Genomic DNA, 21,960 nt, shown 5'->3' on the forward strand with positions numbered 1-21,960 from the left:
CCCTGACGGCAAACAAGGTCGCAACGGGAGACGCGGCGGAGGTCATTGCCATTTGCGCACCTCCGGCATGATGGTCTCGGTGACGTCCTCGGGGGTGATATAGCCGGTGTGGTGATAGCGGATCACCCCATCGGCATCGACCAGGAAGGTCTCCGGCGCGCCGTAGACGCCTAGCTCGAAGCCAAGCTCGCCCTCGGGATCGAACAGGTTGACCTCGAAGGGGTTGCCGAACTCCTCGAGAAAGGCGCGCCCCTTCTCGCGGCTGTCCTTGTAGTCGACGCCGACCAGCCGCACGTCGCGCTCCGCAAGATCAAGCAGCTGCGGCATCTCCTGCTTGCAGGTGGGACACCATTCGCCCCAGACGTTGACCAGGGTCACCTCGCCGCGAAGCAGCGAAGCGTCGAAACTCGCCTCGGAATCCTCGAGGCTCGACAGCGTGAAGGCCGGGAAGTCCCGAGCCAGCAGCGCCGAATCCCGGGACGAAGGGTCCAACGACAGGCTGCGGTAGAGAAGCCCCGCCAGGGCGATGAAAAGCAGCAGCGGAATGGCCAGCAACAGACGACGCTTCATGCCCGTGCCTCCTTTCGCGTATCCCGCGGCGAATCGTCAGGCGCGGCGCCCAGCTCGCCCTGTGGCCGGGCGCTGCGCGCCTTGACGCGCTTGCGATAACGCCGGTCGATCACCGCCACCAGCCCACCGGTGGCCATCAGCAACGCTCCGAGCCACAGCCAGCGCACGAAGGGCTTGAACTGAATGCGCAGCGCCCAGGAACCGTCGTCCAGCTCTTCGCCCATCGCCACATATAGGTCGCGCAGGAGCCCGGGACGCAGGGCGACCTGGGTCATCGGCATGCCGCGGGCGATATAGACGCGCTTCTCAGGGTGCATGGTGAAGAGGCGCGCCTCGCCGCCGCGGCTGACCGCAATGGTCGCGGTATCGGCCAGGTAGTTGGGGCCTCGCTGCTGGCCAAGTCCGGTCATGGTGAAGTCATAGCCCGCCACGGTGACGCTTTCGCCCACGTCGAGGCGCACGTTGCGCTCGACGTTGTAGTGCGAGACCACGGTGACGCCGACGATCGTCACCGCAAGGCCCAGATGACCAAGCACCATGCCCCAGTAGGCCGGCGACAGACGCCTGAGGGCCGAGAGCGGCGCGTCCGAACGCCGAACCTTGTCGACAAGATCACGCACCAGCGGCAGCACCACCCAAAGCGCCGAGACCAGCCCGAGCGACACCCAGAGGTTCCACTCGCCGCCATAGATCAGAGGGGCCAGAAGGCCGATCACCAGCGCGGTGATGCCGGAAAGCGCCAGGCGACGGGCAAGCTCGCGGCCCGGCATGGCCTTCCAGCGCGACAGCGGGCCCAGCCCCATGAACACGCAGAGAATCACCGTCAGCGGCACGAAGAGCGCATTGAAGTACGGCGGGCCGACGCTGATCTTGCCAAGGTCCAGGGCATCCAGCACCAGCGGGTAGAGCGTGCCGAGCAGCACGGTGACGGTCATGATCACCAGCAGGATGTTGTTGATCAGCAGCAGCGCATCCCGCGACAGCCAGCTAAAGCGCACCGCATGGCTGACTCTGGGCGCGCGCAGGGCGAACACCGCTAGCGACGCGCCCACGGTGATGCCCAGCAGCGCGAGGATGAACATGCCCCGCGACGGGTCGTTGGCGAAGGCATGCACCGAGGTCAGCACCCCCGAGCGCACCAGGAAGGTACCGAGCAGCGACAGCGAAAAGGTGGTGATGGCCAGCAGCACCGTCCAGCTCTTGAAGGAGCCGCGCTTCTCGGTCACGGCCAGCGAATGGATCAGCGCGGTGCCGGCCAACCAGGGCAGCAGGGAGGCGTTCTCGACCGGGTCCCAGAACCACCAGCCGCCCCAGCCCAGCTCGTAGTAGGCCCACCAGCTGCCCAGCGCGATGCCGACGGTCAGAAAGGCCCAGGCGATATTGGTCCAGGGACGCGCCCAGCGGGTCCAGGCGGCATCGAGCCGACCACCAAGCAGGGCGGCAATGGCGAAGGCGAACACCACCGAGAACCCCACATAGCCCATGTAGAGCATCGGCGGATGGATGATCAGGCCGAAGTCCTGCAGCAGCGGATTGAGGTCGGCGCCATCCTGTGGCGGTATCGGCAGCACCCGCGTGAAGGGGTTGGAGGTCACCAGCACGAAGGTCAGAAAGCCAGCGCTCACTAGCCCCATGACCCCCAGCACCCGCGCCAGCATATCCCTTGGCAATTCCCGGGAGAACAGGCTGGCGGCGAAGCCCCAGGCGCCAAGCAGCAGGCTCCACAGCAGCACCGAGCCCTCATGATTGCCCCAGACGGCGCTGGCCTTGTAGTACCAGGGCAGCATCGAATTGGAGTTGTTGGCGACGTTGGCGACGCTGAAGTCATCCAGCAGGTAGCTTGCGGTCAGGCAGGCGTAGGCGATAAACAGAAACAACAGCTGGCCCGCCGCCATGGGTTGGGCAAAGGCCATCCACAGCGGGCGGCGGGTGGCCGCCCCGGCCAGCGGCACCACCGCCTGGACCAGGGCCAGCAGCAGGGCCAGCACCAGCGCGAAGTGGCCGAGTTCGGGAATCATCTCAATCAGCATGGCAACTCCGGGTCAGTAGGCACCGCCGCTCGCGCTACCGGCCTTGGGGGTGCTGTCACCGCCGGCGGACGAATAGTCGGCAGGGGAATAGCCGGCGGCCTTCAGGGCGTCGGCGACCTCGCGGGGCATGTAGTTCTCGTCGTGCTTGGCGAGCACCTCGCTTGCCGTCAGGTGACCCTCGCCGTCGAGCTGGCCGACTACCACCACGCCCTGCCCCTCGCGGAAGAGGTCGGGCAGGATGCCGCTGTAGCGTACTTCGAGATCCTCGACGAAATCGGTGATCACGAAGGTGACATCCAGGCTCTCGGGGTCCCGGGCGACGCTGTTCTCCTTGACCATGCCACCGGCACGCAGGGTGCGGCTTACCGGCGCCTCGCCGGCGGCGATCTGCACCGGACTGAAGAACAGGTTGATGTTGCTGCGCAGGGCATACAGGGTCAGGCCGATCGCCAGCGCGGCCAGGGCCACCAAGCCAAGGATGACGAAGAGCTTCTGCTTGCGCTTAGGATGCATCGCGGTCGGTCCTCGGGTTGGCGGCTTCACGGCGCGCCCGGCGTTCAAGATCACGGAGCAGGCCGCGGCGTTCTCGCCGGGCATGCAGCACGCTGCCCACCATGGCGAGGGCCGTGACTGCCCAGGCGGACCACACGTAGGTGCCATAACCGCCCATGGCGAAGAAGGCGTCGAGGGAATCGAAAGCCATCAGGCGCCTCCCGCGGCGAGTTCACGCACCCAGTGCTTGCCGGCCTCGCGGCGCAGGATCTCGCTGCGGGTTCGCATCAGGGTCATGGCCATAAAGAAAGCATAGAAGCCCAGGACCATCAGCAGCAGCGGCCACCACATCTCGACCGGCATCGAGGGACGCGAGGTGATCGAGAAAGACGCCGGCTGATGCAGGGTGTACCACCAGTCGACGGAATACTTGATCACCGGAATATTGATCACCCCGACCATGGCCAGCACCGAGGCGGCCCGAGAACCGCTGTCGCGGCTGGCAAAGGCGCCGCGCAGGGCGATCACGCCCAAGTACAGAAACAGCAGAATCAGCATCGAGGTCAGGCGGGCATCCCAGATCCACCAGGTGCCCCAGGTGGGCATGCCCCACACCGAGCCGGTGAACAGCGCCACGAAGGTCATCACCGCGCCCAGCGGCGCCATCACCGCGGCCGCCATGTCGGCGACCTTGATCTTCCAGACCATGAACACCAGCGCCGCCGCCGCCATGGAAACGAAGATCGACTGGGCGAGGAAGGCCGCCGGCACATGCACATAGATGATGCGAAAGCTGTCGCCCTGCTGGTAGTCGGCCGGGGCAAAGGCGAGCCCCCAGACGCTGCCAATGAGGATCAGGGCCACCGCCAGGGTCCAGCACCAGGGCAGGAGCCTTCCGCTAATACCATAGAACCACTTGGGTGATCCCAGCTTGTGAATGAACGCCCACATACCCCGACATTCCTTATCCGTTGATACTGATGCGTAGCGAAGCGGCAATGGCAAAGGGCGCCAGCATAAGCGCCCCGCAGCAAAGCGCGCCGAGTATCGCCAGGTGCGGGCCCACCGGATCGCCGATGATCGCCGCCTGCACGGCGCCGGTGCCGAAGATCAGCACCGGAATATTCAGCGGCAGCACCAGCAGCGAGAGCAGTACGCCACCCCGGGACAGGCCGACCGTCAGGGCCGCGCCGATGGCGCCAATCAGGCTCAGGCTGACGCTACCCAGCGCCAGTGACAGCGACAGCACCAGGTAGCTCTCGGCCGGCAGCGCCAGCAGAAGCCCCAGCAACGGCGCCATCAGCGCCAGCGGCAGCCCAGTCATCAGCCAGTGCACGGCGACCTTGCCGAGCACCAGCGCCGACAGCGGCTGAGGCGCAAGCAGCAGCTGCTCAAGGCTGCCATCTTCGAAGTCGGCGCGAAACAGCGCATCCAGCGACAACAGCGTCGCCAGCAGCGCCGCCACCCACAAAAGCCCCGGCGCGATGGTGGCCAACAGTGCCTGCTGCGGCGAGATGCCCAGCGGAAACAGGGTAATCACCAGGGCGAAGAACGCCAGAGGGTTCAGGATATCGCTGCGCCGGCGCGCGGCGATGATCAGGTCGCGCTTGAAGATGGCGACCATAGCGACGCCGAGGCCGTCGCGGGGCTCCACCCTCTCGACCGCACTCGACGGGCACCTGTTAGAGGATGACATGCTCCCCCCCTTCACCAAGCTGAATGCGCTTCACGGACCCCTGGACGGCAAGGTCGTGATGGGTGGTCAACAGCACGCTACCGCCGGCGGCGACATGGCCATGCAGGCGCTGCTCCAGTGCGGCGACGCCCGGCTTGTCGATGGCGGTGAAGGGCTCGTCGAGCACCCACAGCGGCCGAGGCGTAAGCTCAAGGCGCGCCAGAGCCACCCGGCGCTGCTGCCCCGCCGAGAGCTGAGCCACCGGCAGGTCTTCGAAACCGGCCAGGCCGACCGCATGAAGCGCGTTGAGACGCGCCGCTTCGCTGCCCGTTTCACCCGCCAGCGCCTGATACCAGGCAAGGTTTTCAAGCGCCGTCAGCGCAGCCTTGATGCCGCTGGCATGCCCCAGATAGACAAGGTTGGACAGGAAGGCCTCCCGAACACGGGAAAGGGGCGCATCGCCCCAGCGGAGCTCGCCCTGGTAATCATCAAACTGACCCGAGAGAATCTTCAGAAGCGTGGTCTTGCCGCTGCCGTTGGGCCCTTCGAAGCGCACCAGCTCGCCGGGGCCGATCACCAGATCAAGGTCACGAAACAGCATGCGTCCGTCGCGTTCACAGCTCAGGTTTCGCGCTTGCAGGCGAGCACTCACGAGGGTCTCCCAGGGTCGGTAATCCGCTCGGCACTGTACACGCTGCGGCCATTTCTCGCCAGCACGGGCCTTGCGGCAGCGAGTCGCATTGGCCTGTCATGACGCGGTTTTAGCGTGATTCCCTTGCGAGCCTCGCTGCCCTTGCTATGATGCAGGAGCACCGCCAAGAATACTGTAAATAACAACAGCTATTGAGCCATGGGCTCACTTCGACGCCGCGCCTAGGGAGAAGGATCATGCCGCACACCGCACCGCATTATCTGCACCGTCTACCCAACCTACCGCTCAGCAATGCCTGGGAGGAGATAACGGCCAGCGACATGGTCGAGGTCGAGCTACTTGGCAAGGTCGCCGCCGGCCTGCCCATCGAGGCCTGTCCCGACCAGGCCAGCGTGTTCATCCCGTCCCGCATGGTGCGGCGCAATACCTACGCGCTCAAGGTCTGCGGCGACTCGATGATCGACTGCAATATCTTCGACGGTGACGTAATCATCATCGAGCGCCAGGAAAGCGCCGAGAACGGCGAGACCGCCGTGGTGCTGATCAACAACCAGGAGGTCACCCTGAAGAAGCTCTACATCGAGAAGTCCGGTGTGCGCCTGCAGCCGGCCAACGAGACCATGGCACCGATCTATCTCAAGAACGACGACATTCAGGTGCTGGGCCTGGTCATGGGCGTGGTGCGCCAGCCGGCTCAGGCGGCCTGATGCGCTACCCGATTCCCGATCTCCCCCTTGGCGACTGGCGCGAGACCGAACTCGAGGTCGAGAAGAGTCGCTTTCTGACCTGGACCTGCCACGCCCCGGATACGGCGAGCTTCGAGACCCTGCTGGCCAAGGCCCGGACTCGCCACCCCAACGCCAGCCATCACTGCAGCGCCTTCGTCGCCGGCCCGCCCGGCGAGCAACAGGCCATCGGCTTCTCGGATGACGGCGAGCCCGGCGGCACCGCCGGGCGCCCCATGTTTCAGGTGCTCGAGGGCGCCGGCATGGGCCAGGTGGGCTGCGTGGTCATTCGCTATTTCGGCGGCACCAAGCTCGGCACCGGCGGCCTGGCCCGCGCCTACTCCAAGGCCGTGGCTCAGGCTCTGGAGACACTGCCGAGCCGCGATTTCACCCAGCGCACCCCGCTGCGCATGAAGCTCGGCTTCGCCGGCGAGGCCGAGGCCCGCTCCTGGCTCAATGAGCAAGACATTCCCGTCGAGCAGGCCGACTACGGCGCCGATGGCGTCGTGCTCACCGTGGGCTGGCCCTCTGACCGGGACGCGGACCTCAGCGCCCTAGACAGCCGGCTCAAGGGGCAGCTTGAGCATCTGACCGACTGACGCCTGCCCCGGCGTCTGCGCGCCTGATCGCCACAAAAAACGGCGCCCCAATGGGCGCCGTTTTTATCAACCGGCGGCGTAAACCGCGAGGCTCAGCCCAGGTACTTGATCATCACCCCGGCGGCGACCGCCGAGCCGATGACGCCGGCCACGTTCGGGCCCATGGCATGCATGAGCAGGAAGTTGTGGGGGTTGTACTCAAGCCCCACCTTGTTCGACACCCTTGCTGCCATCGGCACCGCCGACACGCCGGCCGAGCCGATCAGCGGATTGATCTCCATCTTGCTGAAGGTATTCAGCAGCTTGGCCATCAGCACGCCGCAGGCGGTACCGATTGCGAAGGCGATGATGCCAAGACTCAGGATGCCCAGGGTCTCGACGGCCAGAAAGCGATCCGCGATCAGCTTGGAGCCCACCGACAGGCCGAGGAAGATGGTCACGATGTTGATCAGCGCATTCTGTGACGTATCCGACAGACGCTCGACCACGCCGCATTCGCGCATCAGGTTGCCGAAGCAGAACATGCCGAGCAGCGGCGCGGCATCCGGCAGGAACAGCACTACCAGGATCAACAGCACCAGTGGGAAGCAGATCTTCTCGAGCTTGGACACCGGCCGCAGCTGGGTCATGACGATCTGGCGTTCCTTTTCGCTGGTCAACGCACGCATGATCGGTGGCTGAATCAGCGGCACCAGCGCCATGTAGGAATACGACGCCACGGCGATGGCCCCCAGCAGCTCCGGCGCCAGCAGACTCGACACATAAATCGAAGTCGGGCCGTCGGCCCCGCCGATGATGCCGATGGCGGCGGCCTGCTTGAGCGAGAAGTCCATCCAGCCAAGTGAGGTCAGCCCCACCGCGCCGAGCAGGGTGGCGAAGATTCCGAACTGAGCCGCTGCCCCCAGAAACAGGGTGCGCGGATTGGCCAGCAGCGGACCGAAGTCGGTCATGGCGCCCACGCCCATGAAGATCACCAGCGGCGCGATGCCCGAAGCAATGGCCACGCTGTAGAAGTTGTAGAGCATGCCGTTGGTGAAGCCCACATCCTGAGCCACGTCCTGCGCGGCCCGCACCAGGTTGGGTGCGGTATCGCCATGCACCACCGCGGCGATGGCATGGCGCGTGGTCTCAAGCGACGCCGAAGGGTCCAGGTTCATGCCCAGCGCATCGGCCATGCGCCCCAGCACTTCAGGAGTCGCCAGGTGCGCCGCCTGCTCGGCAGCGGACAGGGCAAGCCCGGCTTCGGGGATGTTGGCCAGGATCCCGCCGAAACCGATCGGCACCAGCAGTAGCGGCTCGAACTTCTTGTGGATCGCCAGGTAGAGCAGCAGCAGGCCGATGACGATCATCGCCGCCTGCCCAAGGCTCAGGTTGTAGAGTCCCGAGCCGTACCAGAGAGTCAGCAGTTTATCCATGAATCGGCGCCCTTACAGGACGACCAGCGCATCACCCACGGATACGCTGTCGCCTTCTTTGACTTTGACCGCAGAGACCGTGCCGGCGCTTGCCGCGCGGATTTCAGTCTCCATCTTCATGGCCTCGAGAATGATCACCACGTCGCCCTCGGCGACCTGATCGCCCGGCTTGACGTTGACCTTGAAGATATTGCCGGCGAGCGGCGCGCTGACGGTCTCACCGCTGGAGGCGGCCGGCGCCGCCGGGGCGGCGGCCTGACCGGCGTCATCCTGGGACTGAACCTGGCCGATTTCGCCCCCTTCAGCGACCTCGACCACATACTGCTTGCCGTTGACGGTAATGGTGTAGGTCTCGGGGCCCGCCGCTGGTGCCTCGCCGCCTGACTTGGCAGGAGCGCTGGCCGCCGGCACACCCGCCGCCTGGGCCTTGGGCGCTGGCTCGAAGGCGTCGGGATTGTCGCGGTTCTTGAGGAACTTGAGCCCGATTTGCGGGAAGAGCGCATAGGTCAGCACATCGTCGATGCGTCGCTCGCCGTCTTCCAGACGAATATCCTCTTCCTTGGCCTTGGCCTCGAGTTCCTGGGTCAGGCGCTCGACCTCTGGCTCCAGCCGGTCGGCCGGACGGCAGGTGATCGGCTGCTTGCCTTCCAGCACCCGCGACTGCAGGTCCTGGTTATAGCCCGAGGGCGCCGCGCCATACTCGCCCTTGAGCAGCGCCTGGACCTCCTTGGAGATCGACTTGTAGCGGCTGCCCATCATCACGTTCATCACCGCCTGGGTGCCGACGATCTGCGAGGTCGGGGTCACCAGCGGAATGAAGCCCAGATCCTCGCGGACCCGAGGAATCTCGCTGAGCACGTCATCGAGCTTGTCGCCGGCGCCCTGCTCCTTGAGCTGGCCTTCCATGTTGGTGAGCATGCCACCGGGCACCTGGGCGACCAGAATCCGTGAGTCGATGCCCTTCAGCGAGCCTTCGAAGGCGGCGTACTTCTTGCGCACTTCGCGGAAGTAGGCCGCGATATCCTCGAGCAGCTCGAGATCCAGGCCGGTGTCGCGGTCGGTATCCTTGAGCATCGCCACCACCGATTCGGTGGGGCTGTGGCCGTAGGTCATCGACATCGAGGAGATGGCGGTATCGATATTGTCGATGCCGGCCTCGACGGCCTTGAGGGCGGTAGCCGTGGACATGCCGGTGGTGGCATGGCACTGCATATGGATGGGGATCGACAGTTCCTTCTTGAGCTTGGATACCAGCTCGAAGGCGGTATAGGGCGCCAGCAGGCCGGCCATGTCCTTGATTGCCAGGGAGTCAGCGCCCATGTCGGCGATCTGCTTGGCGAGCTCGACCCAGCCGTCGATGGTGTGCACCGGGCTCACGGTATAGGCGATGGTGCCCTGGGCATGGCCCTCGTTGGCACGCACAGCCTTAATGGCTCGCTCGAGGTTGCGGGGGTCGTTCATGGCATCGAAGACGCGGAAGACATCGACGCCGTTGGTGCGGGCGCGCTCGACGAACTTGTCGACCACGTCGTCGGCATAGTGGCGGTAGCCCAGCAGGTTCTGGCCGCGCAGCAGCATCTGCTGCGGCGTATTGGGCATCGCTTCCTTGAGGGCACGAATGCGCGCCCAGGGGTCTTCACCCAGATAGCGAATGCAGGCATCGAAGGTGGCCCCGCCCCAAGACTCCAGTGACCAGAAACCGACCCGATCGAGCTTCTCGGCGATCGGCAGCATGTCGTCCAGGCGCATGCGAGTGGCGAACAGTGACTGGTGGGCGTCGCGCAGCACCACGTCGGTGATGCCCAATGGGCGTCGAGTCTCACTCATAACGGTTTATCCTTGTCTTTATCGATAATTCTGTCTGGCAGGCGGCGAGGCTCCCGACCTGCTAGCGGCGTGGCGTGACGTCCGCCGGCCTAGCGACGATGACGCTGGCGATAGCGGTGCACGGCCGTGCTGATCACCACCATCAGATCATCATCCTGAGCGGCAGGCGCCGGCGCGCGCGCGGCTTCAGGCTTGGCCGGCACCGGCGCCCAGCGCGCGACCAGCTTCGACATGCCGGTGGTGGCGATGACCAGCACCGTCAGGAAGACGAAGACGAAGCCCATCCCGAACGCCATCAGCATCAGGCCTTCCTGCATCAGCGAGTCTTGCATATGAAATCCCCTTGCTCGGTCGCGCCCAACCATGACTGTCCTGGGCATGCTATTCGACTGGTACAATAACCTGCCTGAACCTACCGATAATGCAATGACACCATGGTTGAGCAGAACGTAGTTAATTTACTACATGAAGGCCGCATCGGCCTAGCGCCCATGGAAGGCGTGATCGATGCCCATACCCGCGCCCTGCTCACCGAGCACCCAGGCTTCGACTGGACGGTGACGGAATTCGTGCGCGTGGTCGACGTGCGCCTGCCGCCGCGGGTCTTCTACAAGCACTGCCCGGAGCTTATTCAGGCGCCCGACTCCGCGCCTGGCCAGCCAAAGGTCATGACGCCCCATGGTATTCCGGTGCACCTGCAACTGCTGGGCTCGGATCCGGAGGCACTGGCCGCCAATGCGCGTCAGGCGGTGAGCCTTGGCGCGATCAGCCTCGACCTTAACTTCGGCTGCCCGGCCAAGACGGTCAATCGTCACGACGGCGGCGCTTCGCTGCTGCGCGACCCGCGCCGCCTCGAGCGGGCCGTGGCCGCGGTGCATCAGGCCGTGGACGGCGCCGTGCCGGTCACCGCCAAGGTGCGCCTGGGTTTCTCGGACCGCCTGCGAGCCCTGGACTGCGCGCTGGCCGCCGAGCGCGGCGGTGCCGCCTCGCTGGTGGTACATGCCCGCACCCGCGACGAGGGCTATCGACCGCCGGCCCACTGGGAGTGGATCGGTCGCATCCGTCATGCCCTGCGCATCCCGGTGATCGCCAATGGCGATATCTGGACGCTCGAGGACTACTGGAAGGCGCGCACCCTGTCTGGGTGTCCGGACGTGATGATTGGCCGCGGCGCGCTCGCCGATCCCTTCCTGGCCCCACGCATCCGCCACTGGCAGCGCACCAACGAGCGTCTGCCCGCTACCCCATGGGCGGTTCGTGCCGATATTCTTGCCACCTATGCTGCATTGCAGCGTAGCACACTCCCCGAGCGTGTCGTGGTCTCGCTGCTCAAGCAGTGGCTGAACCAGATGCGCGCCCGGGACCCGGAAGCCGCCGGCCGCTTTCAGGTGCTGCGCCGCGAGACCCGCCTGGATCCCTTCCTGGCCGGCCTGACCGCCAAGAGCGCACCAGCAGAGAGCACCTCTCTCAAGCAACGGCGGCCAGCAGCCACCTTAGCCACCTGAATCCGCCTCAGGCCTGCAGGGCGGCGAGAAAGCGTCGATAGTCACTCTGCGCCGCGCCCAGCGCCACCGAGGTAAGATGTACCGCCTGGCCGGGCTGGCATTGGGCAAGCCGTGCGCAGGCAAGGGGCGTCAGGGTGCCAAGCCTTGGATAACCGCCGACGGTCTGGCGATCGTTGAGCAGCGCGATGGGCTGACCGTCCGGCGGCACCTGCACGGCCCCCAGGGCGATACCCTCCGAGATCATGCCGGCGAGCCGGCATTCGAGCCTGGGCCCGGTAAGCCGCACGCCCATCCGGTCCGCCCGGGCATCGACCCGCCATTCGGCGTGGAAGGCACGAAACAGGCTCGGTCCGGTAAAGTCAGCGATCTGGGCGCCGGGAATCAGCCCCAGCACCGCCGGCGCCAAATAGTCGAGTCGTTCCTCCATCGGCACGGTTCGCGCCTCACCGACTGAGGCGCCAGCTAACGCATCGGCATCGACGCGTAGGCTCTCACCCTCGGCCAGCGGCGTGCCCGCGCCGCTATGCCCACCAAGCCCTTCACGGGTCACGCAGGAAAGACTGCCAAGCACCGGCGAGCCCTGAAAACCGCCGGGCACGGCCAGGTAGGCGCGCACCCCGGCCCGAGGAATACCGAAAGCCAGGCGCTGCCCCTTGTGCAGGGTAAAGGCCTGCCAGGGCTCAAGTGGCTCGCCGTCGGTAGTGGCACTCAGGTCGGCGCCGCACAGCGCCAAGCGAAGGTCCCGCTCGGCGATCAGGGTCAAGCCGCCCAGGGTGATCTCGAGCATCGCAGCCCCCCATGCATTGCCCAGCAGGTGATTGGCCCAGGCGAAGGCGTGCAGGTCCGCAGGGCCGCCCTGGGTCACGCCCATCCGGCGCACGCCGAATCGTCCGGCGTCCTGCAAGGTGGCCAAGGGTCCGGCTTTCTCCACACGCAGCGCGGTGGCGCCCGTCATTGACGTCTCGCTCATGGGCGTACCTCCTGAGCCGTGGCGACTGGACGGGGATCGCCGCCCAGGCGTTCGAATGCGGCTCGGTCCACTGGCTTGAAGCGCACCCGATCACCGACCTGCAGGTAGCTCTGCTCCTCGCGATGCTGATCGAAGAGCGTGAGCGGCGTGCGCCCGATCAGGTTCCAGCCCCCGGGGGACTGGCGCGGATAGGCGGAGGTCTGTCGCCCGGCCACCGCCACGCTGCCGGCCGGCACCCGCTGGCGCGGGGTGTCGAGCCTGGGCATTTCAAGGCGTTCATCGAGACTGCCCATGAAGGCGAAGCCCGGCGCGAACCCCAACGCGAAAACCCGGTATTCGTGGCCTGAATGCAGCTCGATCAGCGCCTCGCGATCGAGACCGGTGACGTCCATCAGGCGCTTAAGCTCGGGGCCCACACTCTCGTCGTACCAGACCGGGACCTCCTTGATGGCGCCTGCTGCCGCTCCCTCGTCCGGGCGCAGGTCGGCGAGGATGTTCGCCAACCGGCCGCGGGCCTCACCTGCCGAGAGCCGCGCGGCGTCATAGTGCACCAGCAGGGTGGTATAGGAGGGCACCAGATCGACCAATGCCGGCCCGAAGGCGTCTTCACAGCGACGACACAGCGCCATCAGCCACGGCATATTGGCTTCATCGATGGTGTCGAAGAGGCGCACCAGCCAGGCATCGACGCCGGCATTCTCGAGACGAGGCCGCCTCATGAGGCCGCCTCGATATCCGTGAGGGCCTGGCGAATGGCCTTGACCGCGGCGATCGATTCCGGGTTGTCACCGTGAACGCAAAGGGTATCGGCTTCGAGCACCAGCTCACTGCCATCGGAGGCGGTGAGGGGCGAACCGGTAGCGATTCGCCGGGCCTGGTCGATGATCACCTTGGGATCGTGATGTACGGCCCCGGGCTCGCGGCGGCTGACCAGGCGCCCTTCGGCGTCGTAGGCGCGATCGGCGAAGGCTTCGAGCCACAGGGTGAGGCCGTGCTCGGCAGCCAGGGAGCGAGCCGCCGAGGGATCGCGGGTCGCCATTACCATCAACGGCAAGCCGGCATCGAAGGCCTTGAGGGCGCGCATCACGGCGGCGAGCTTGTCCGGATCGCGCATCATGTCGTTGTAGAGTGCACCGTGGGGCTTCACATAGCCCAGACGCGCACCCTCGGCGCGACACAGCGCGGCCAGCGCGCCGATCTGATAGAGCACCAGATTCTCGATTTCTTCGCTCGAGCAGGCAATCGAGCGGCGACCAAAACCGACCAGGTCGGGATAGGCCGGATGCGCCCCGACGGTAACGCCATGGGCAGCGGCCAGACGAACCGTTGCGCGGATGGTATCAGGGTCCGAGGCATGGAAACCGCAGGCCACGTTGGCCAGGTCGACTACCGGCATGACCTCATGATCGAGCCCCATTTTCCAGGGGCCGAAGCTTTCGCCCATATCGGCGTTGAGCAGCAGTCTGGTCATTGGAGTCCTCTCTTGTTGAATTCTTGTTGTGACAATTTATAGACAATTTATCGTCAAATTACCAGTAAAAGACAGAACAGCTCTAGACGAACACGCTTAGTTTCTGGGGTATGTAGCCTGTCTAAGCCGCCAGCCACAAAGCTCTCGCGCCCGATGGCTCTTGCGGACACCCACGACCGGGCATCACCAGGCGCCGGCCTGGCTCCACAACACTCAGCATGCGCCAAGGCCAGGGGGCATGGATAGGAATTTGGATAGGGATTTGGACAGGACTTTGAATAGCGGCATAGATAAGGCCGCCGTCGATAGCGCGGCCGCCAAGAGCGCACCAGGATAGGCCGATGGTCAGGACCAGGAGAGATAGGCAAAAAAGGCGCCGTTCGCGATTGCGACGACGCCCAAAAGACTCGCTCCGAAAACACTAGGCCAGAGCCACCAGACAGGGCTGGCAACGACGCGGCGATATCAAGAACAATATCAACAAATACGGGGGGGAGGTGGGGGGAGCCCGGACTACCAAAGGATAGCGAGGCCAGAAACACGAAACCCGCCCTCGAGAGGACGGGTTGAAATCTGGCGCGCCCGGGAGGATTCGAACCTCCGACCCTCTGATTCGTAGTCAGATACTCTATCCAGCTGAGCTACGGGCGCGTATTGGGTAGTGCTCGTGTTGGAAGGGCATCAAACTAAGCCACAACCAATACCCAGCGAGAAATTACTTTCACGCGGGGGAGAAGATGGCGCGCCCGGGAGGATTCGAACCTCCGACCCTCTGATTCGTAGTCAGATACTCTATCCAGCTGAGCTACGGGCGCGTGCTTTCGCGTTTCATCTTCGTTGTGCTGATGTTGCTGCGACGGATCGCAGTTAATGGCGGAGAGAGAGGGATTCGAACCCTCGATGAGGCTATAAACCCCATACTCCCTTAGCAGGGGAGCGCCTTCAGCCACTCGGCCACCTCTCCCTCATCAACACGGCGCGTATGTTACCGTTTCTGAAGGTGTTTGTCCAACCCTTCGGGCAACTTTTTTGCGCTTACCGTGATCAGAATACGCCTGAAACCCACAGCGAATGCCGAACCACGGCTAACCGGGCCTTAAGTGTTTTACAACCACCACTCCTGCAACCCAGCGGCGATAGCCTATCACACTTTATCGGCTATCGCTTCCCATATGCAGGTTTCTTACTTCACACCCGGCTCTAACAGCGGCACGGGTATCCCGGGGCGTTACGCCAACGGCTCCTGCTCGCCGTCTTCCTCGGTATTCTCGCGTTGGATACGCTGATAGATTTCTTCACGATGTACTGCGACATCCTTGGGAGCATTCACGCCAATGCGTACCTGATTCCCTTTGACGCCCAGCACAGTCACGGTGACTTCATCACCAATCATCAAGGTTTCGCCGACACGGCGGGTCAGGATGAGCATGACCGATCTCCTTCTCAGACTTCTTGCAACGGGATATGCACGCTTATGTCCAAGCGAGGCAAGAGTATGCGCGACACACGGCTTCAAGCCAAACGCCCCTTCCTTTGCGACGCCGTTCACGACCTATGAGTGTGGCCACCACCAAAGGCAGTGGCCACCACTATAGCGTAGTGAAAGTGGTCGACGTCACCAGCGACGATCACTCTTGCTCGATGTCATCCTTATCCAGACCGAAGGCCTTGTGCAGGGCACGTACCCCAAGCTCCATGTGCTTCTCGTCGATGACCACGGAGATCTTGATCTCGGAGGTAGAGACCATGCGGATGTTGATGTTCTCGTCAGCCAGTACGCGGAACATCTTGGAGGCGATGCCTGCGTGGGAACGCATGCCGACGCCGACCAGCGAGACCTTGGCGATGTTGTCATCGCCACGCAGCTCGCCGCCACCCAGATCCGGAATCACCTGTTCCTTGAGGATCTTCATGGTCTGCTTGTAGTCGCCCTTGCCGACCGTGAAGGTGAAATCGGTGTAGTCGCCGGCCGGCGCCACATTCTGCACGATCATGTCGATTTCGATGTTGGCATCGGCGATCGGCCCGAGGATCCGCGAGGCCACACCCGGCACGTCCGGGGTGTTGAGCAGGGTCAGCTTGGCTTCGTTGGCGGTGAAAGCGATACCGGAGATCAGCGGTTCTTCCATGGAATCCTCTTCGTCATCTGTGTCAGCAATGATCAGGGTGCCGTTGCCGCCGTCCTCGAAGCTCGAGAGCACGCGCAGCGGCACGTTGTACTTGCCGGCAAATTCGACGGCGCGAATCTGCAGGACCTTGGAGCCCAGGCTTGCAAGCTCGAGCATTTCCTCGACGGTGATGGTCTCCAGCCGGCGCGCCTTGGAGCAGACCCGTGGGTCGGTGGTGTATACCCCGTCCACGTCGGTGTAGATCTGACACTCATCGGCCTTCAGCGCGGCGGCCAGCGCCACCCCGGTGGTGTCGGAGCCGCCTCGGCCGAGGGTGGTGATATTGCCTTCTTCGTCGACGCCCTGGAAACCGGCCACCACGACCACCTGGCCGTCATTCAGGTCAGACTGGATGTCGTCGGTCTCGATGCGCTGGATGCGCGCCTTGGTATGGGCGCTGTCGGTCTGGATGCCGACCTGGGCCCCGGTGTAGGAGGTCGCCGGCACGCCCAGCTTTTGCAGAGCCATGGCCAGCAACGAGATGGTGACCTGCTCGCCGGTGGAGACCAGCATGTCCAGCTCGCGTGGCGTCGGCTCGTCGTTGATCTGGCTGGCCAGGTCGACCAGACGGTTGGTCTCGCCACTCATCGCCGAGACGACCACCACGATCTGATGACCGTTGTCGCGGAAGCGTTTGACCTTCTCGGCCACGGCCTTGATGCGCTCGACCGAGCCCACCGAGGTGCCACCGAATTTCTGTACGTATAGCGCCATATGCGATTGCCTTGAAGTGAAAGGATGAAGGAAAAGAACGCGATTGTCGGGCGAGAAACAAGAAGGGGGTCGGGGCAACACTGCCCACGACCCCCTTGATAGTAGCTTAGCCCAGCTGCTCCTCTACCCAGGCCGGCACACTGGCCAGGGCCTCCGGGAGGGCATCGGGCTCACTACCCCCGGCCTGCGCCATATCGGCACGTCCGCCGCCCTTGCCACCCACCTGGGCGGCAACGTGCTTGACTAGGTCGCCGGCCTTGAGACGCCCGGTCAGGTCGTTGGTGACACCGGCGATCAGGCTGACCTTGCCACTCTCGGCATCGGCCACCCCGAGAACCACCACGCCGGAACCCAGCTTTTGCTTGAGCTGATCCATCACGGTACGCAGCTCTTTGCCGGACACGCCCTCGAGCTGCTTGGCGAGCAGGCGGACACCGGCGATATCCTGCGCTTCGTTCAGCATGTCGTTGCCGGCGCTCGAGGCGAGCTTGGCCTTGAGGCGCTCGAGCTCTTTCTCGAGGCCACGGTTGCGCTCTAGCAGCGACTCGACGCGGCTTTCGACCTGCTCGGGCTTGGCCTTGAGACGCTCGCCGACTCGCGCCAGCTGTGCTTCCTGACCCTGGAAGTAGGCCAATGCCACCTCGCCGGTGATGGCTTCGATGCGGCGCACGCCGGAGGCGATACCAGTCTCGGTGACGATGTGGAAGCAACCGATGTCGCCGCTGCGCGCCACGTGGGTGCCGCCGCACAGCTCCACCGAGAAGTCGTCGGCGCCGATGGTCAGCACCCGCACATCGTCGGCGTACTTGGCCTCGAACAGCGCCGCGGCGCCCTTGGCCTTGGCCTCGTCGAGGGTCATGTTCTCGATCCGGGTCGGCGCATTGGCCAGCACCTGGGCGTTGACGATGGCCTCGACCTCGGCAAGCTCCTCGGCCGTCACGGCCTCCAGGTGGCTGAAGTCGAAACGCAGCCGCTCGGCGCTGACCAGCGAGCCCTTCTGCTGGACGTGCTCGCCGAGCACCATCCGCAGCGCCTTGTGCAGCAGGTGGGTCGCCGAGTGGTTGCGCACCGTGGCGGCCCGCAGGCTGGCATCGACGGTCGGCGTTACCGTGGCGCCCACCTCGAGGCGGCCCTCGACCATCACGCCCTGGTGCAGGTGGTGACCGGCCTGCTTTTGGGTGTCGGTGACCTGGAAGCGGCCGCCGTCGACCACGAGATAGCCGGTATCGCCGACCTGGCCGCCGGACTCGGCGTAGAAGGGCGTGCGGTCGAGCACCACCACGCCCTTCTGGCCGTCTTCCAGCGCCGCCAGTTCGTTGCCCTGCGTATCGACCAGCGCGGTGACCTTGGCCTGATCTTCGAGGCGATCATAGCCGGTGAAGGCGGTCTCGCCCTCGAGCTCCAGAGTCACGCCGTAATCGGCGCCGAACTGGCTGGCCGCGCGGGCCCGCTCACGCTGCGCCTCAAGCGCCGCCTTGAAGCCGGCCTCGTCGAGAGAGACGCCGCGCTCGCGGCAGACGTCGGCGGTCAGGTCGTAGGGGAAGCCGTAGGTGTCGTAGAGCTTGAACACCGTCTCGCCGGGCAGCACGTCGCCCTCGAGGGCGTCCAGCGCTTCGCTCAAAAGGCCCATGCCGTGATCCAGGGTGCGCGCGAACTGCGCCTCTTCCTTGGCCAGCACGGTCTCGATCTGGGCGCGCGCCTGGCGCAGTTCCGGGTAGGCCTCGCCCATCTCGGCATCCAGCGCCGCGACCAGGGCGTGGAAGAAGCTGCCCTCGGCGCCCAGCTTGTGGCCGTGGCGCACCGCGCGACGAATGATCCGGCGCAGCACGTAGCCGCGCCCCTCATTGGACGGCAGCACGCCGTCGACGATCAGGAAGGCGCAGGAGCGGATATGATCGGCGATCACGCGCAGCGATGGTGCGCTGGTGTCGGCGTGGCCGGTCGCCTCGGCGGCGGCCGCCAGCAGGTTCTGGAACAGGTCGATCTCGTAGTTCGAGTGCACGCCCTGCAGCACCGCCGCCACCCGTTCGAGGCCCATGCCGGTGTCGATGGACGGCTTGGGCAGCGGGTTCATGTTGCCGGCGGCGTCGCGATCGAACTGCATGAACACCAGGTTCCAGATCTCGATGTAGCGATCGCCGTCTTCTTCCGGGCTGCCCGGAGCCCCCCCCCAGACCTCGGGGCCATGATCGAAGAAGATTTCCGAGGACGGCCCGCAGGGACCGGTATCACCCATCTGCCAGAAATTGTCCTCGTCGAGCTTGGAGAAGCGCTCGGGGTCGATGCCAATCTCGTCCTTCCAGATTCGCTCGGCCTCGTCGTCGCTTATGTGGACGGTGACCCACAGCTTGTCTTTGGGCAGCCCCAGGCGCTCGGTCAGGAAGGTCCAGGCAAACTGGATGGCTTCGCGCTTGAAGTAGTCGCCAAAGCTGAAATTGCCCAGCATCTCGAAGAAGGTGTGGTGGCGCGCGGTGTAGCCGACGTTATCCAAGTCGTTGTGCTTGCCGCCGGCGCGCACGCAGCGCTGGGCGGAGGTGGCACGCACGTAGGGACGCGGGTCGCGCCCCAGGAAAACGTCCTTGAAGGGCACCATGCCGGCGTTGGTGAACAGCAAGGTCGGGTCGTTGTCCGGCACCAGCGAGCTGGACGGCACGATGGAATGTCCCTGCTCTTCGAAGAAGGTCAGAAAGGCCTGTCTGATCTCTGCGCTTTTCATATCAAGTCCGTGGCGATAAGCGTGTTGACGCTGCGGGCGAGCGGCCGCCGAGGCGGACCGACACGGCACGCCGGTGTCGTCGCAAACCTTGGAGTATAACGAGTCGGCGGGAAACTTTCAGGGGGGAAGCGCGGGCTAGTCGTCTTCGGGGGCATCCCAGGCGTGAGCCAGGGCATGTTTGATCTGATCGAACTCGAAGCCACGCCCGGCAAGAAACCGCTCGCGCTTGGCGCGCCCCTTGGGCGCATCACCGGGACCGCTGAAGCGCCGGGCGAGGGTCTCGGCGGCCAGCTGATACCAGTCGACCTCAGCATCTTCGAGGGCTTGAGTGGCGGTCTCGCGCGCCACACCCCGCTGATCCAGTTCGGCGCGCACCTTGCGTGGGCCTTGGCCCCGCTGGATGCGCGAGCGAACGAAGTGTTCGGCGAAACGCTCATCCGACTGCAGGCCCTGCTCGGCCAGAGCGTCGAGGCAAGCCGCCACGTCCTCGTGAGCATGCCCCTTGGCTGACAGGCGGCTCTCGATCTCGTGGCGGGAATACTCTCGCCGCGCCAGCAGCCGAATGGCGTCGTCACGGGATGACGGCCGATCGCCGTCACCGCCCTGTGTCGCCTTGCCGGACTCGAACGCCATGGATCAGGCCTTGTCGTCGAGCTCGTCGCTGGCCACGGCTTCGCTTTCGGCCTTGTCGTCCTTCGGTTCGGCCTTAGCCAGCAACTGGTCGCGGATCTGGCTCTCGATCTCTTCCATGATCGCCGGGTTGTCCTCGAGGTACTGGGCGGCATTGGCCTTGCCCTGACCGATCTTGCTGCCCTTGTAGCTGTACCAGGCGCCTGCCTTGTCGACCAGGTTGCACTGCACGCCCAGATCGACCACTTCACCGGCATGGTAGATGCCCTTGCCGTAGAGGATCTGGAACTCGGCCTGGCGGAACGGAGGCGCCGTCTTGTTCTTGACCACCTTGACGCGGGTCTCGTTGCCGGTCACCTCGTCGCCCTGCTTCACCGAGCCGGTGCGGCGAATATCCAGGCGCACGCTTGAGTAGAACTTCAGGGCGTTGCCGCCGGTGGTGGTCTCGGGGCTGCCGAACATCACGCCGATCTTCATGCGAATCTGGTTGATGAACACCACCATGCAGTTGGCATTCTTGATGTTGCCGGTGATCTTGCGCAGCGCCTGTGACATCAGGCGCGCCTGCAGGCCGACGTGGGAGTCGCCCATCTCGCCTTCGATCTCGGCCCGTGGCGTCAACGCCGCCACCGAGTCGACAATGATCACGTCGACACCGCCGGAACGCACCAGCATGTCGCAGATTTCCAGCGCCTGCTCGCCGTTATCCGGCTGGGAGACCAGCAGGTCGTCGAGATTGACGCCCAGCTTCTCGGCATAGCTCGGGTCCAGCGCATGCTCGGCGTCGACGAAGGCACAGGTCTTGCCTTGCTTCTGGGCCTGGGCGATCACCGACAGGGTCAGGGTGGTCTTGCCCGAGGATTCCGGCCCGTAGATCTCGACGACCCGGCCCAGCGGCAGCCCGCCGATGCCCAGCGCGATATCCAGGCCCAGCGAGCCGGTAGACACCGAAGGCATCACCACGCGCGGCGCGTCGCCCAGGCGCATCACGGTGCCCTTGCCGAACTGGCGATCGATCTGGGTAAGCGCCGCGTTCAATGCCTTGGAGCGATTGTCGTCCTGTGCCATGGATGGCCTCCTGGAGTCATCAAAGGGAAAACGATGAGTTCTGAATGCTGGATCTCGATACTGGAGCCAAGCACTGTATGACTGCACAGTATTATGGAGAAAAAAACCGGCCGCGCCTACCGCTCAGGCAACTTTTCCTGTATCGCCGGCTCACTCTCGAGCCGTTCGATCAGCCCGACCAGCGCCGCCCGCAGCGCCTGCTCGCGCACCGCGTGGCGATCACCGTCAAAGTGCCGGCATACGGCCTCCTGAGCCATACTGTCGCCCCAGGCCAGCCAGACCGTGCCCACCGGCTTGGCCTCGCTGCCGCCGCCGGGGCCGGCCACGCCGCTGATGGCGACGGCAAGGCTCGCGCCGCTATCGCGACAGGCCCCAGCGACCATCGCATTGACCACCTCGCGACTGACCGCACCGTGGCTGGCCAGGGTCGCCTCCGGCACGCCCAACTGGCGCGTCTTGGCGGCGTTCGAATAGGTCACGTAGCCGGTCTCGAAGTAGCCGGAGCTGCCACTGATCTCGGTGATGGCATGGGCGACACCGCCGCCGGTGCAGGACTCGGCGGCGGTCACGGACGCGCCACGAGCCCGGCAGGCTTCGCCAAGCCGAGTGGCGAGAGTGAGCGTGTCGAGGGCCTCGAGGGCCGCGGTATTCCCTTTCATCGTGCCTCCCTGACGGCTGGCGAAGCCATACGCGCGGCATGGCGGGTCAGCGCCTGACGAGGCGCGCGTGAGCG

The 21,960-nt window shown here is 64.9% G+C and carries 22 protein-coding genes and 3 tRNA genes; 3 read left to right on the top strand and 22 right to left on the bottom strand.

The annotated features are described in order from the left end of the window. Positions 1-42: 42 nt before the first annotated feature. The 7 genes from BCL93_RS04135 to ccmA are packed head-to-tail and all read right to left on the bottom strand — an operon-like array spanning position 43 to position 5,419. Positions 43-570, bottom strand: a complete 528-nt coding sequence (locus BCL93_RS04135; protein ID WP_112053841.1) for a DsbE family thiol:disulfide interchange protein — start codon at positions 568-570, stop codon at positions 43-45. After that, positions 567-2,600, bottom strand: a complete 2,034-nt coding sequence (locus BCL93_RS04140; protein ID WP_112053842.1) for a heme lyase CcmF/NrfE family subunit — start codon at positions 2,598-2,600, stop codon at positions 567-569. The genes BCL93_RS04135 and BCL93_RS04140 overlap by 4 nt, the downstream gene beginning before the upstream one ends. Before the next feature lie 12 nt (positions 2,601-2,612). Further along, positions 2,613-3,113 (bottom strand): cytochrome c maturation protein CcmE, encoded by a 501-nt coding sequence (ccmE, locus tag BCL93_RS04145; protein WP_112053843.1) that lies wholly within the window; start codon positions 3,111-3,113, stop codon positions 2,613-2,615. Continuing rightward, a complete protein-coding gene (gene ccmD, locus BCL93_RS04150; RefSeq protein WP_112053844.1) occupies positions 3,103-3,303 on the bottom strand; it encodes a heme exporter protein CcmD in 201 nt (66 codons plus the stop codon). The genes ccmE and ccmD overlap by 11 nt, the downstream gene beginning before the upstream one ends. Next, positions 3,303-4,043 (bottom strand): heme ABC transporter permease, encoded by a 741-nt coding sequence (locus BCL93_RS04155; RefSeq protein WP_112053845.1) that lies wholly within the window; start codon positions 4,041-4,043, stop codon positions 3,303-3,305. The genes ccmD and BCL93_RS04155 overlap by 1 nt, the downstream gene beginning before the upstream one ends. Before the next feature lie 13 nt (positions 4,044-4,056). Continuing rightward, positions 4,057-4,788 carry a heme exporter protein CcmB gene (gene ccmB, locus BCL93_RS04160; protein ID WP_112053846.1) on the bottom strand — a complete coding sequence of 244 codons (732 nt, stop codon included), beginning with the start codon at positions 4,786-4,788 and terminating at the stop codon, positions 4,057-4,059. Further along, complete coding sequence (gene ccmA, locus BCL93_RS04165) at positions 4,775-5,419, bottom strand: cytochrome c biogenesis heme-transporting ATPase CcmA (protein ID WP_112053847.1); 645 nt, start codon at positions 5,417-5,419, stop codon at positions 4,775-4,777. Before ccmA ends, ccmB begins: the two co-directional genes overlap by 14 nt. Positions 5,420-5,655: 236 nt before the next feature. Between ccmA and BCL93_RS04170 the strand changes: the two genes are divergently transcribed. Together BCL93_RS04170 and BCL93_RS04175 are read left to right on the top strand one after the other, a co-directional pair. Beyond that, complete coding sequence (locus tag BCL93_RS04170) at positions 5,656-6,126, top strand: LexA family protein (RefSeq protein WP_112053848.1); 471 nt, start codon at positions 5,656-5,658, stop codon at positions 6,124-6,126. Beyond that, complete coding sequence (locus BCL93_RS04175) at positions 6,126-6,743, top strand: IMPACT family protein (protein ID WP_112053849.1); 618 nt, start codon at positions 6,126-6,128, stop codon at positions 6,741-6,743. The genes BCL93_RS04170 and BCL93_RS04175 overlap by 1 nt, the downstream gene beginning before the upstream one ends. A 92-nt stretch (positions 6,744-6,835) precedes the next feature. Here BCL93_RS04175 and BCL93_RS04180 read toward each other — a convergent pair whose 3' ends face one another. The 3 genes from BCL93_RS04180 to BCL93_RS04190 all read right to left on the bottom strand — a co-directional run bounded on the left by BCL93_RS04180 (position 6,836) and on the right by BCL93_RS04190 (position 10,317). Continuing rightward, the gene (locus BCL93_RS04180; RefSeq protein ID WP_112053850.1) at positions 6,836-8,158 is read right to left on the bottom strand and encodes a sodium ion-translocating decarboxylase subunit beta; all 1,323 of its coding nucleotides are present in this window, start codon (positions 8,156-8,158) and stop codon (positions 6,836-6,838) included. A gap of 12 nt (positions 8,159-8,170) precedes the next feature. After that, positions 8,171-9,985 carry a sodium-extruding oxaloacetate decarboxylase subunit alpha gene (gene oadA, locus BCL93_RS04185; RefSeq protein WP_112053851.1) on the bottom strand — a complete coding sequence of 605 codons (1,815 nt, stop codon included), beginning with the start codon at positions 9,983-9,985 and terminating at the stop codon, positions 8,171-8,173. 89 nt (positions 9,986-10,074) lie between these two features. Further along, complete coding sequence (locus BCL93_RS04190) at positions 10,075-10,317, bottom strand: OadG family protein (protein ID WP_112053852.1); 243 nt, start codon at positions 10,315-10,317, stop codon at positions 10,075-10,077. A 159-nt stretch (positions 10,318-10,476) separates the two neighbouring features. Between BCL93_RS04190 and BCL93_RS04195 the strand changes: the two genes are divergently transcribed. Next, a complete protein-coding gene (locus BCL93_RS04195; protein WP_112053853.1) occupies positions 10,477-11,490 on the top strand; it encodes a tRNA dihydrouridine synthase in 1,014 nt (337 codons plus the stop codon). Between the two features lie 7 nt (positions 11,491-11,497). Here the strand turns inward: BCL93_RS04195 and BCL93_RS04200 are convergent, their stop codons facing one another. The 12 genes from BCL93_RS04200 to BCL93_RS04255 form a co-directional block, all read right to left on the bottom strand. Continuing rightward, positions 11,498-12,460 (bottom strand): biotin-dependent carboxyltransferase family protein, encoded by a 963-nt coding sequence (locus tag BCL93_RS04200; RefSeq protein WP_112053854.1) that lies wholly within the window; start codon positions 12,458-12,460, stop codon positions 11,498-11,500. After that, complete coding sequence (gene pxpB, locus BCL93_RS04205; RefSeq protein WP_112053855.1) at positions 12,457-13,179, bottom strand: 5-oxoprolinase subunit PxpB; 723 nt, start codon at positions 13,177-13,179, stop codon at positions 12,457-12,459. The genes BCL93_RS04200 and pxpB overlap by 4 nt, the downstream gene beginning before the upstream one ends. After that, a complete protein-coding gene (locus tag BCL93_RS04210) occupies positions 13,176-13,931 on the bottom strand; it encodes a 5-oxoprolinase subunit PxpA (protein ID WP_112053856.1) in 756 nt (251 codons plus the stop codon). The genes pxpB and BCL93_RS04210 overlap by 4 nt, the downstream gene beginning before the upstream one ends. A gap of 574 nt (positions 13,932-14,505) precedes the next feature. Then, a tRNA-Arg gene (locus BCL93_RS04215) sits at positions 14,506-14,582 on the bottom strand. A gap of 87 nt (positions 14,583-14,669) precedes the next feature. Beyond that, positions 14,670-14,746 (bottom strand) — tRNA-Arg (locus BCL93_RS04220). A 56-nt stretch (positions 14,747-14,802) separates the two neighbouring features. Then, a tRNA-Ser gene (locus BCL93_RS04225) sits at positions 14,803-14,895 on the bottom strand. Positions 14,896-15,159: 264 nt separating this feature from the next. Continuing rightward, positions 15,160-15,360 carry a carbon storage regulator CsrA gene (csrA, locus tag BCL93_RS04230; RefSeq protein WP_112053857.1) on the bottom strand — a complete coding sequence of 67 codons (201 nt, stop codon included), beginning with the start codon at positions 15,358-15,360 and terminating at the stop codon, positions 15,160-15,162. A 199-nt stretch (positions 15,361-15,559) separates the two neighbouring features. Next, the gene (locus tag BCL93_RS04235) at positions 15,560-16,813 is read right to left on the bottom strand and encodes an aspartate kinase (RefSeq protein ID WP_112053858.1); all 1,254 of its coding nucleotides are present in this window, start codon (positions 16,811-16,813) and stop codon (positions 15,560-15,562) included. A gap of 106 nt (positions 16,814-16,919) precedes the next feature. Further along, positions 16,920-19,529 (bottom strand): alanine--tRNA ligase, encoded by a 2,610-nt coding sequence (alaS, locus tag BCL93_RS04240; RefSeq protein WP_112053859.1) that lies wholly within the window; start codon positions 19,527-19,529, stop codon positions 16,920-16,922. A gap of 135 nt (positions 19,530-19,664) precedes the next feature. Beyond that, on the bottom strand, positions 19,665-20,162 hold the full coding sequence (locus BCL93_RS04245; protein WP_112053860.1) for a regulatory protein RecX: 498 nt from the start codon (positions 20,160-20,162) through the stop codon (positions 19,665-19,667). A 3-nt stretch (positions 20,163-20,165) separates the two neighbouring features. Further along, entirely contained in the window at positions 20,166-21,227 is a 1,062-nt protein-coding gene (recA, locus tag BCL93_RS04250; RefSeq protein ID WP_092523031.1) for a recombinase RecA, read from the bottom strand. Between the two features lie 116 nt (positions 21,228-21,343). Further along, positions 21,344-21,886 carry a CinA family protein gene (locus BCL93_RS04255; RefSeq protein WP_112053861.1) on the bottom strand — a complete coding sequence of 181 codons (543 nt, stop codon included), beginning with the start codon at positions 21,884-21,886 and terminating at the stop codon, positions 21,344-21,346. Positions 21,887-21,960 lie beyond the last annotated feature (74 nt).

The sequence above is a fragment of the Onishia taeanensis genome (assembly GCF_003268885.1).
GTDB classification, from domain to species: Bacteria; Pseudomonadota; Gammaproteobacteria; order Pseudomonadales; family Halomonadaceae; genus Onishia; species Onishia taeanensis_A.

Coding starts and splice junctions, on each gene's coding strand:
- BCL93_RS04135 (WP_112053841.1), bottom strand. CDS start 570: ATGAAGCGTCGTCTGTTGCTGGCCATTCCGCTGCTGCTTTTCATCGCC.
- BCL93_RS04140 (WP_112053842.1), bottom strand. CDS start 2,600: ATGCTGATTGAGATGATTCCCGAACTCGGCCACTTCGCGCTGGTGCTG.
- ccmE (WP_112053843.1), bottom strand. CDS start 3,113: ATGCATCCTAAGCGCAAGCAGAAGCTCTTCGTCATCCTTGGCTTGGTG.
- ccmD (WP_112053844.1), bottom strand. CDS start 3,303: ATGGCTTTCGATTCCCTCGACGCCTTCTTCGCCATGGGCGGTTATGGC.
- BCL93_RS04155 (WP_112053845.1), bottom strand. CDS start 4,043: ATGTGGGCGTTCATTCACAAGCTGGGATCACCCAAGTGGTTCTATGGT.
- ccmB (WP_112053846.1), bottom strand. CDS start 4,788: ATGTCATCCTCTAACAGGTGCCCGTCGAGTGCGGTCGAGAGGGTGGAG.
- BCL93_RS04170 (WP_112053848.1), top strand. CDS start 5,656: ATGCCGCACACCGCACCGCATTATCTGCACCGTCTACCCAACCTACCG.
- BCL93_RS04175 (WP_112053849.1), top strand. CDS start 6,126: ATGCGCTACCCGATTCCCGATCTCCCCCTTGGCGACTGGCGCGAGACC.
- BCL93_RS04180 (WP_112053850.1), bottom strand. CDS start 8,158: ATGGATAAACTGCTGACTCTCTGGTACGGCTCGGGACTCTACAACCTG.
- oadA (WP_112053851.1), bottom strand. CDS start 9,985: ATGAGTGAGACTCGACGCCCATTGGGCATCACCGACGTGGTGCTGCGC.
- BCL93_RS04190 (WP_112053852.1), bottom strand. CDS start 10,317: ATGCAAGACTCGCTGATGCAGGAAGGCCTGATGCTGATGGCGTTCGGG.
- BCL93_RS04195 (WP_112053853.1), top strand. CDS start 10,477: ATGGAAGGCGTGATCGATGCCCATACCCGCGCCCTGCTCACCGAGCAC.
- BCL93_RS04200 (WP_112053854.1), bottom strand. CDS start 12,460: ATGAGCGAGACGTCAATGACGGGCGCCACCGCGCTGCGTGTGGAGAAA.
- pxpB (WP_112053855.1), bottom strand. CDS start 13,179: ATGAGGCGGCCTCGTCTCGAGAATGCCGGCGTCGATGCCTGGCTGGTG.
- BCL93_RS04210 (WP_112053856.1), bottom strand. CDS start 13,931: ATGACCAGACTGCTGCTCAACGCCGATATGGGCGAAAGCTTCGGCCCC.
- csrA (WP_112053857.1), bottom strand. CDS start 15,360: ATGCTCATCCTGACCCGCCGTGTCGGCGAAACCTTGATGATTGGTGAT.
- BCL93_RS04235 (WP_112053858.1), bottom strand. CDS start 16,813: ATGGCGCTATACGTACAGAAATTCGGTGGCACCTCGGTGGGCTCGGTC.
- alaS (WP_112053859.1), bottom strand. CDS start 19,529: ATGAAAAGCGCAGAGATCAGACAGGCCTTTCTGACCTTCTTCGAAGAG.
- BCL93_RS04245 (WP_112053860.1), bottom strand. CDS start 20,162: ATGGCGTTCGAGTCCGGCAAGGCGACACAGGGCGGTGACGGCGATCGG.
- recA (WP_092523031.1), bottom strand. CDS start 21,227: ATGGCACAGGACGACAATCGCTCCAAGGCATTGAACGCGGCGCTTACC.
- BCL93_RS04255 (WP_112053861.1), bottom strand. CDS start 21,886: ATGAAAGGGAATACCGCGGCCCTCGAGGCCCTCGACACGCTCACTCTC.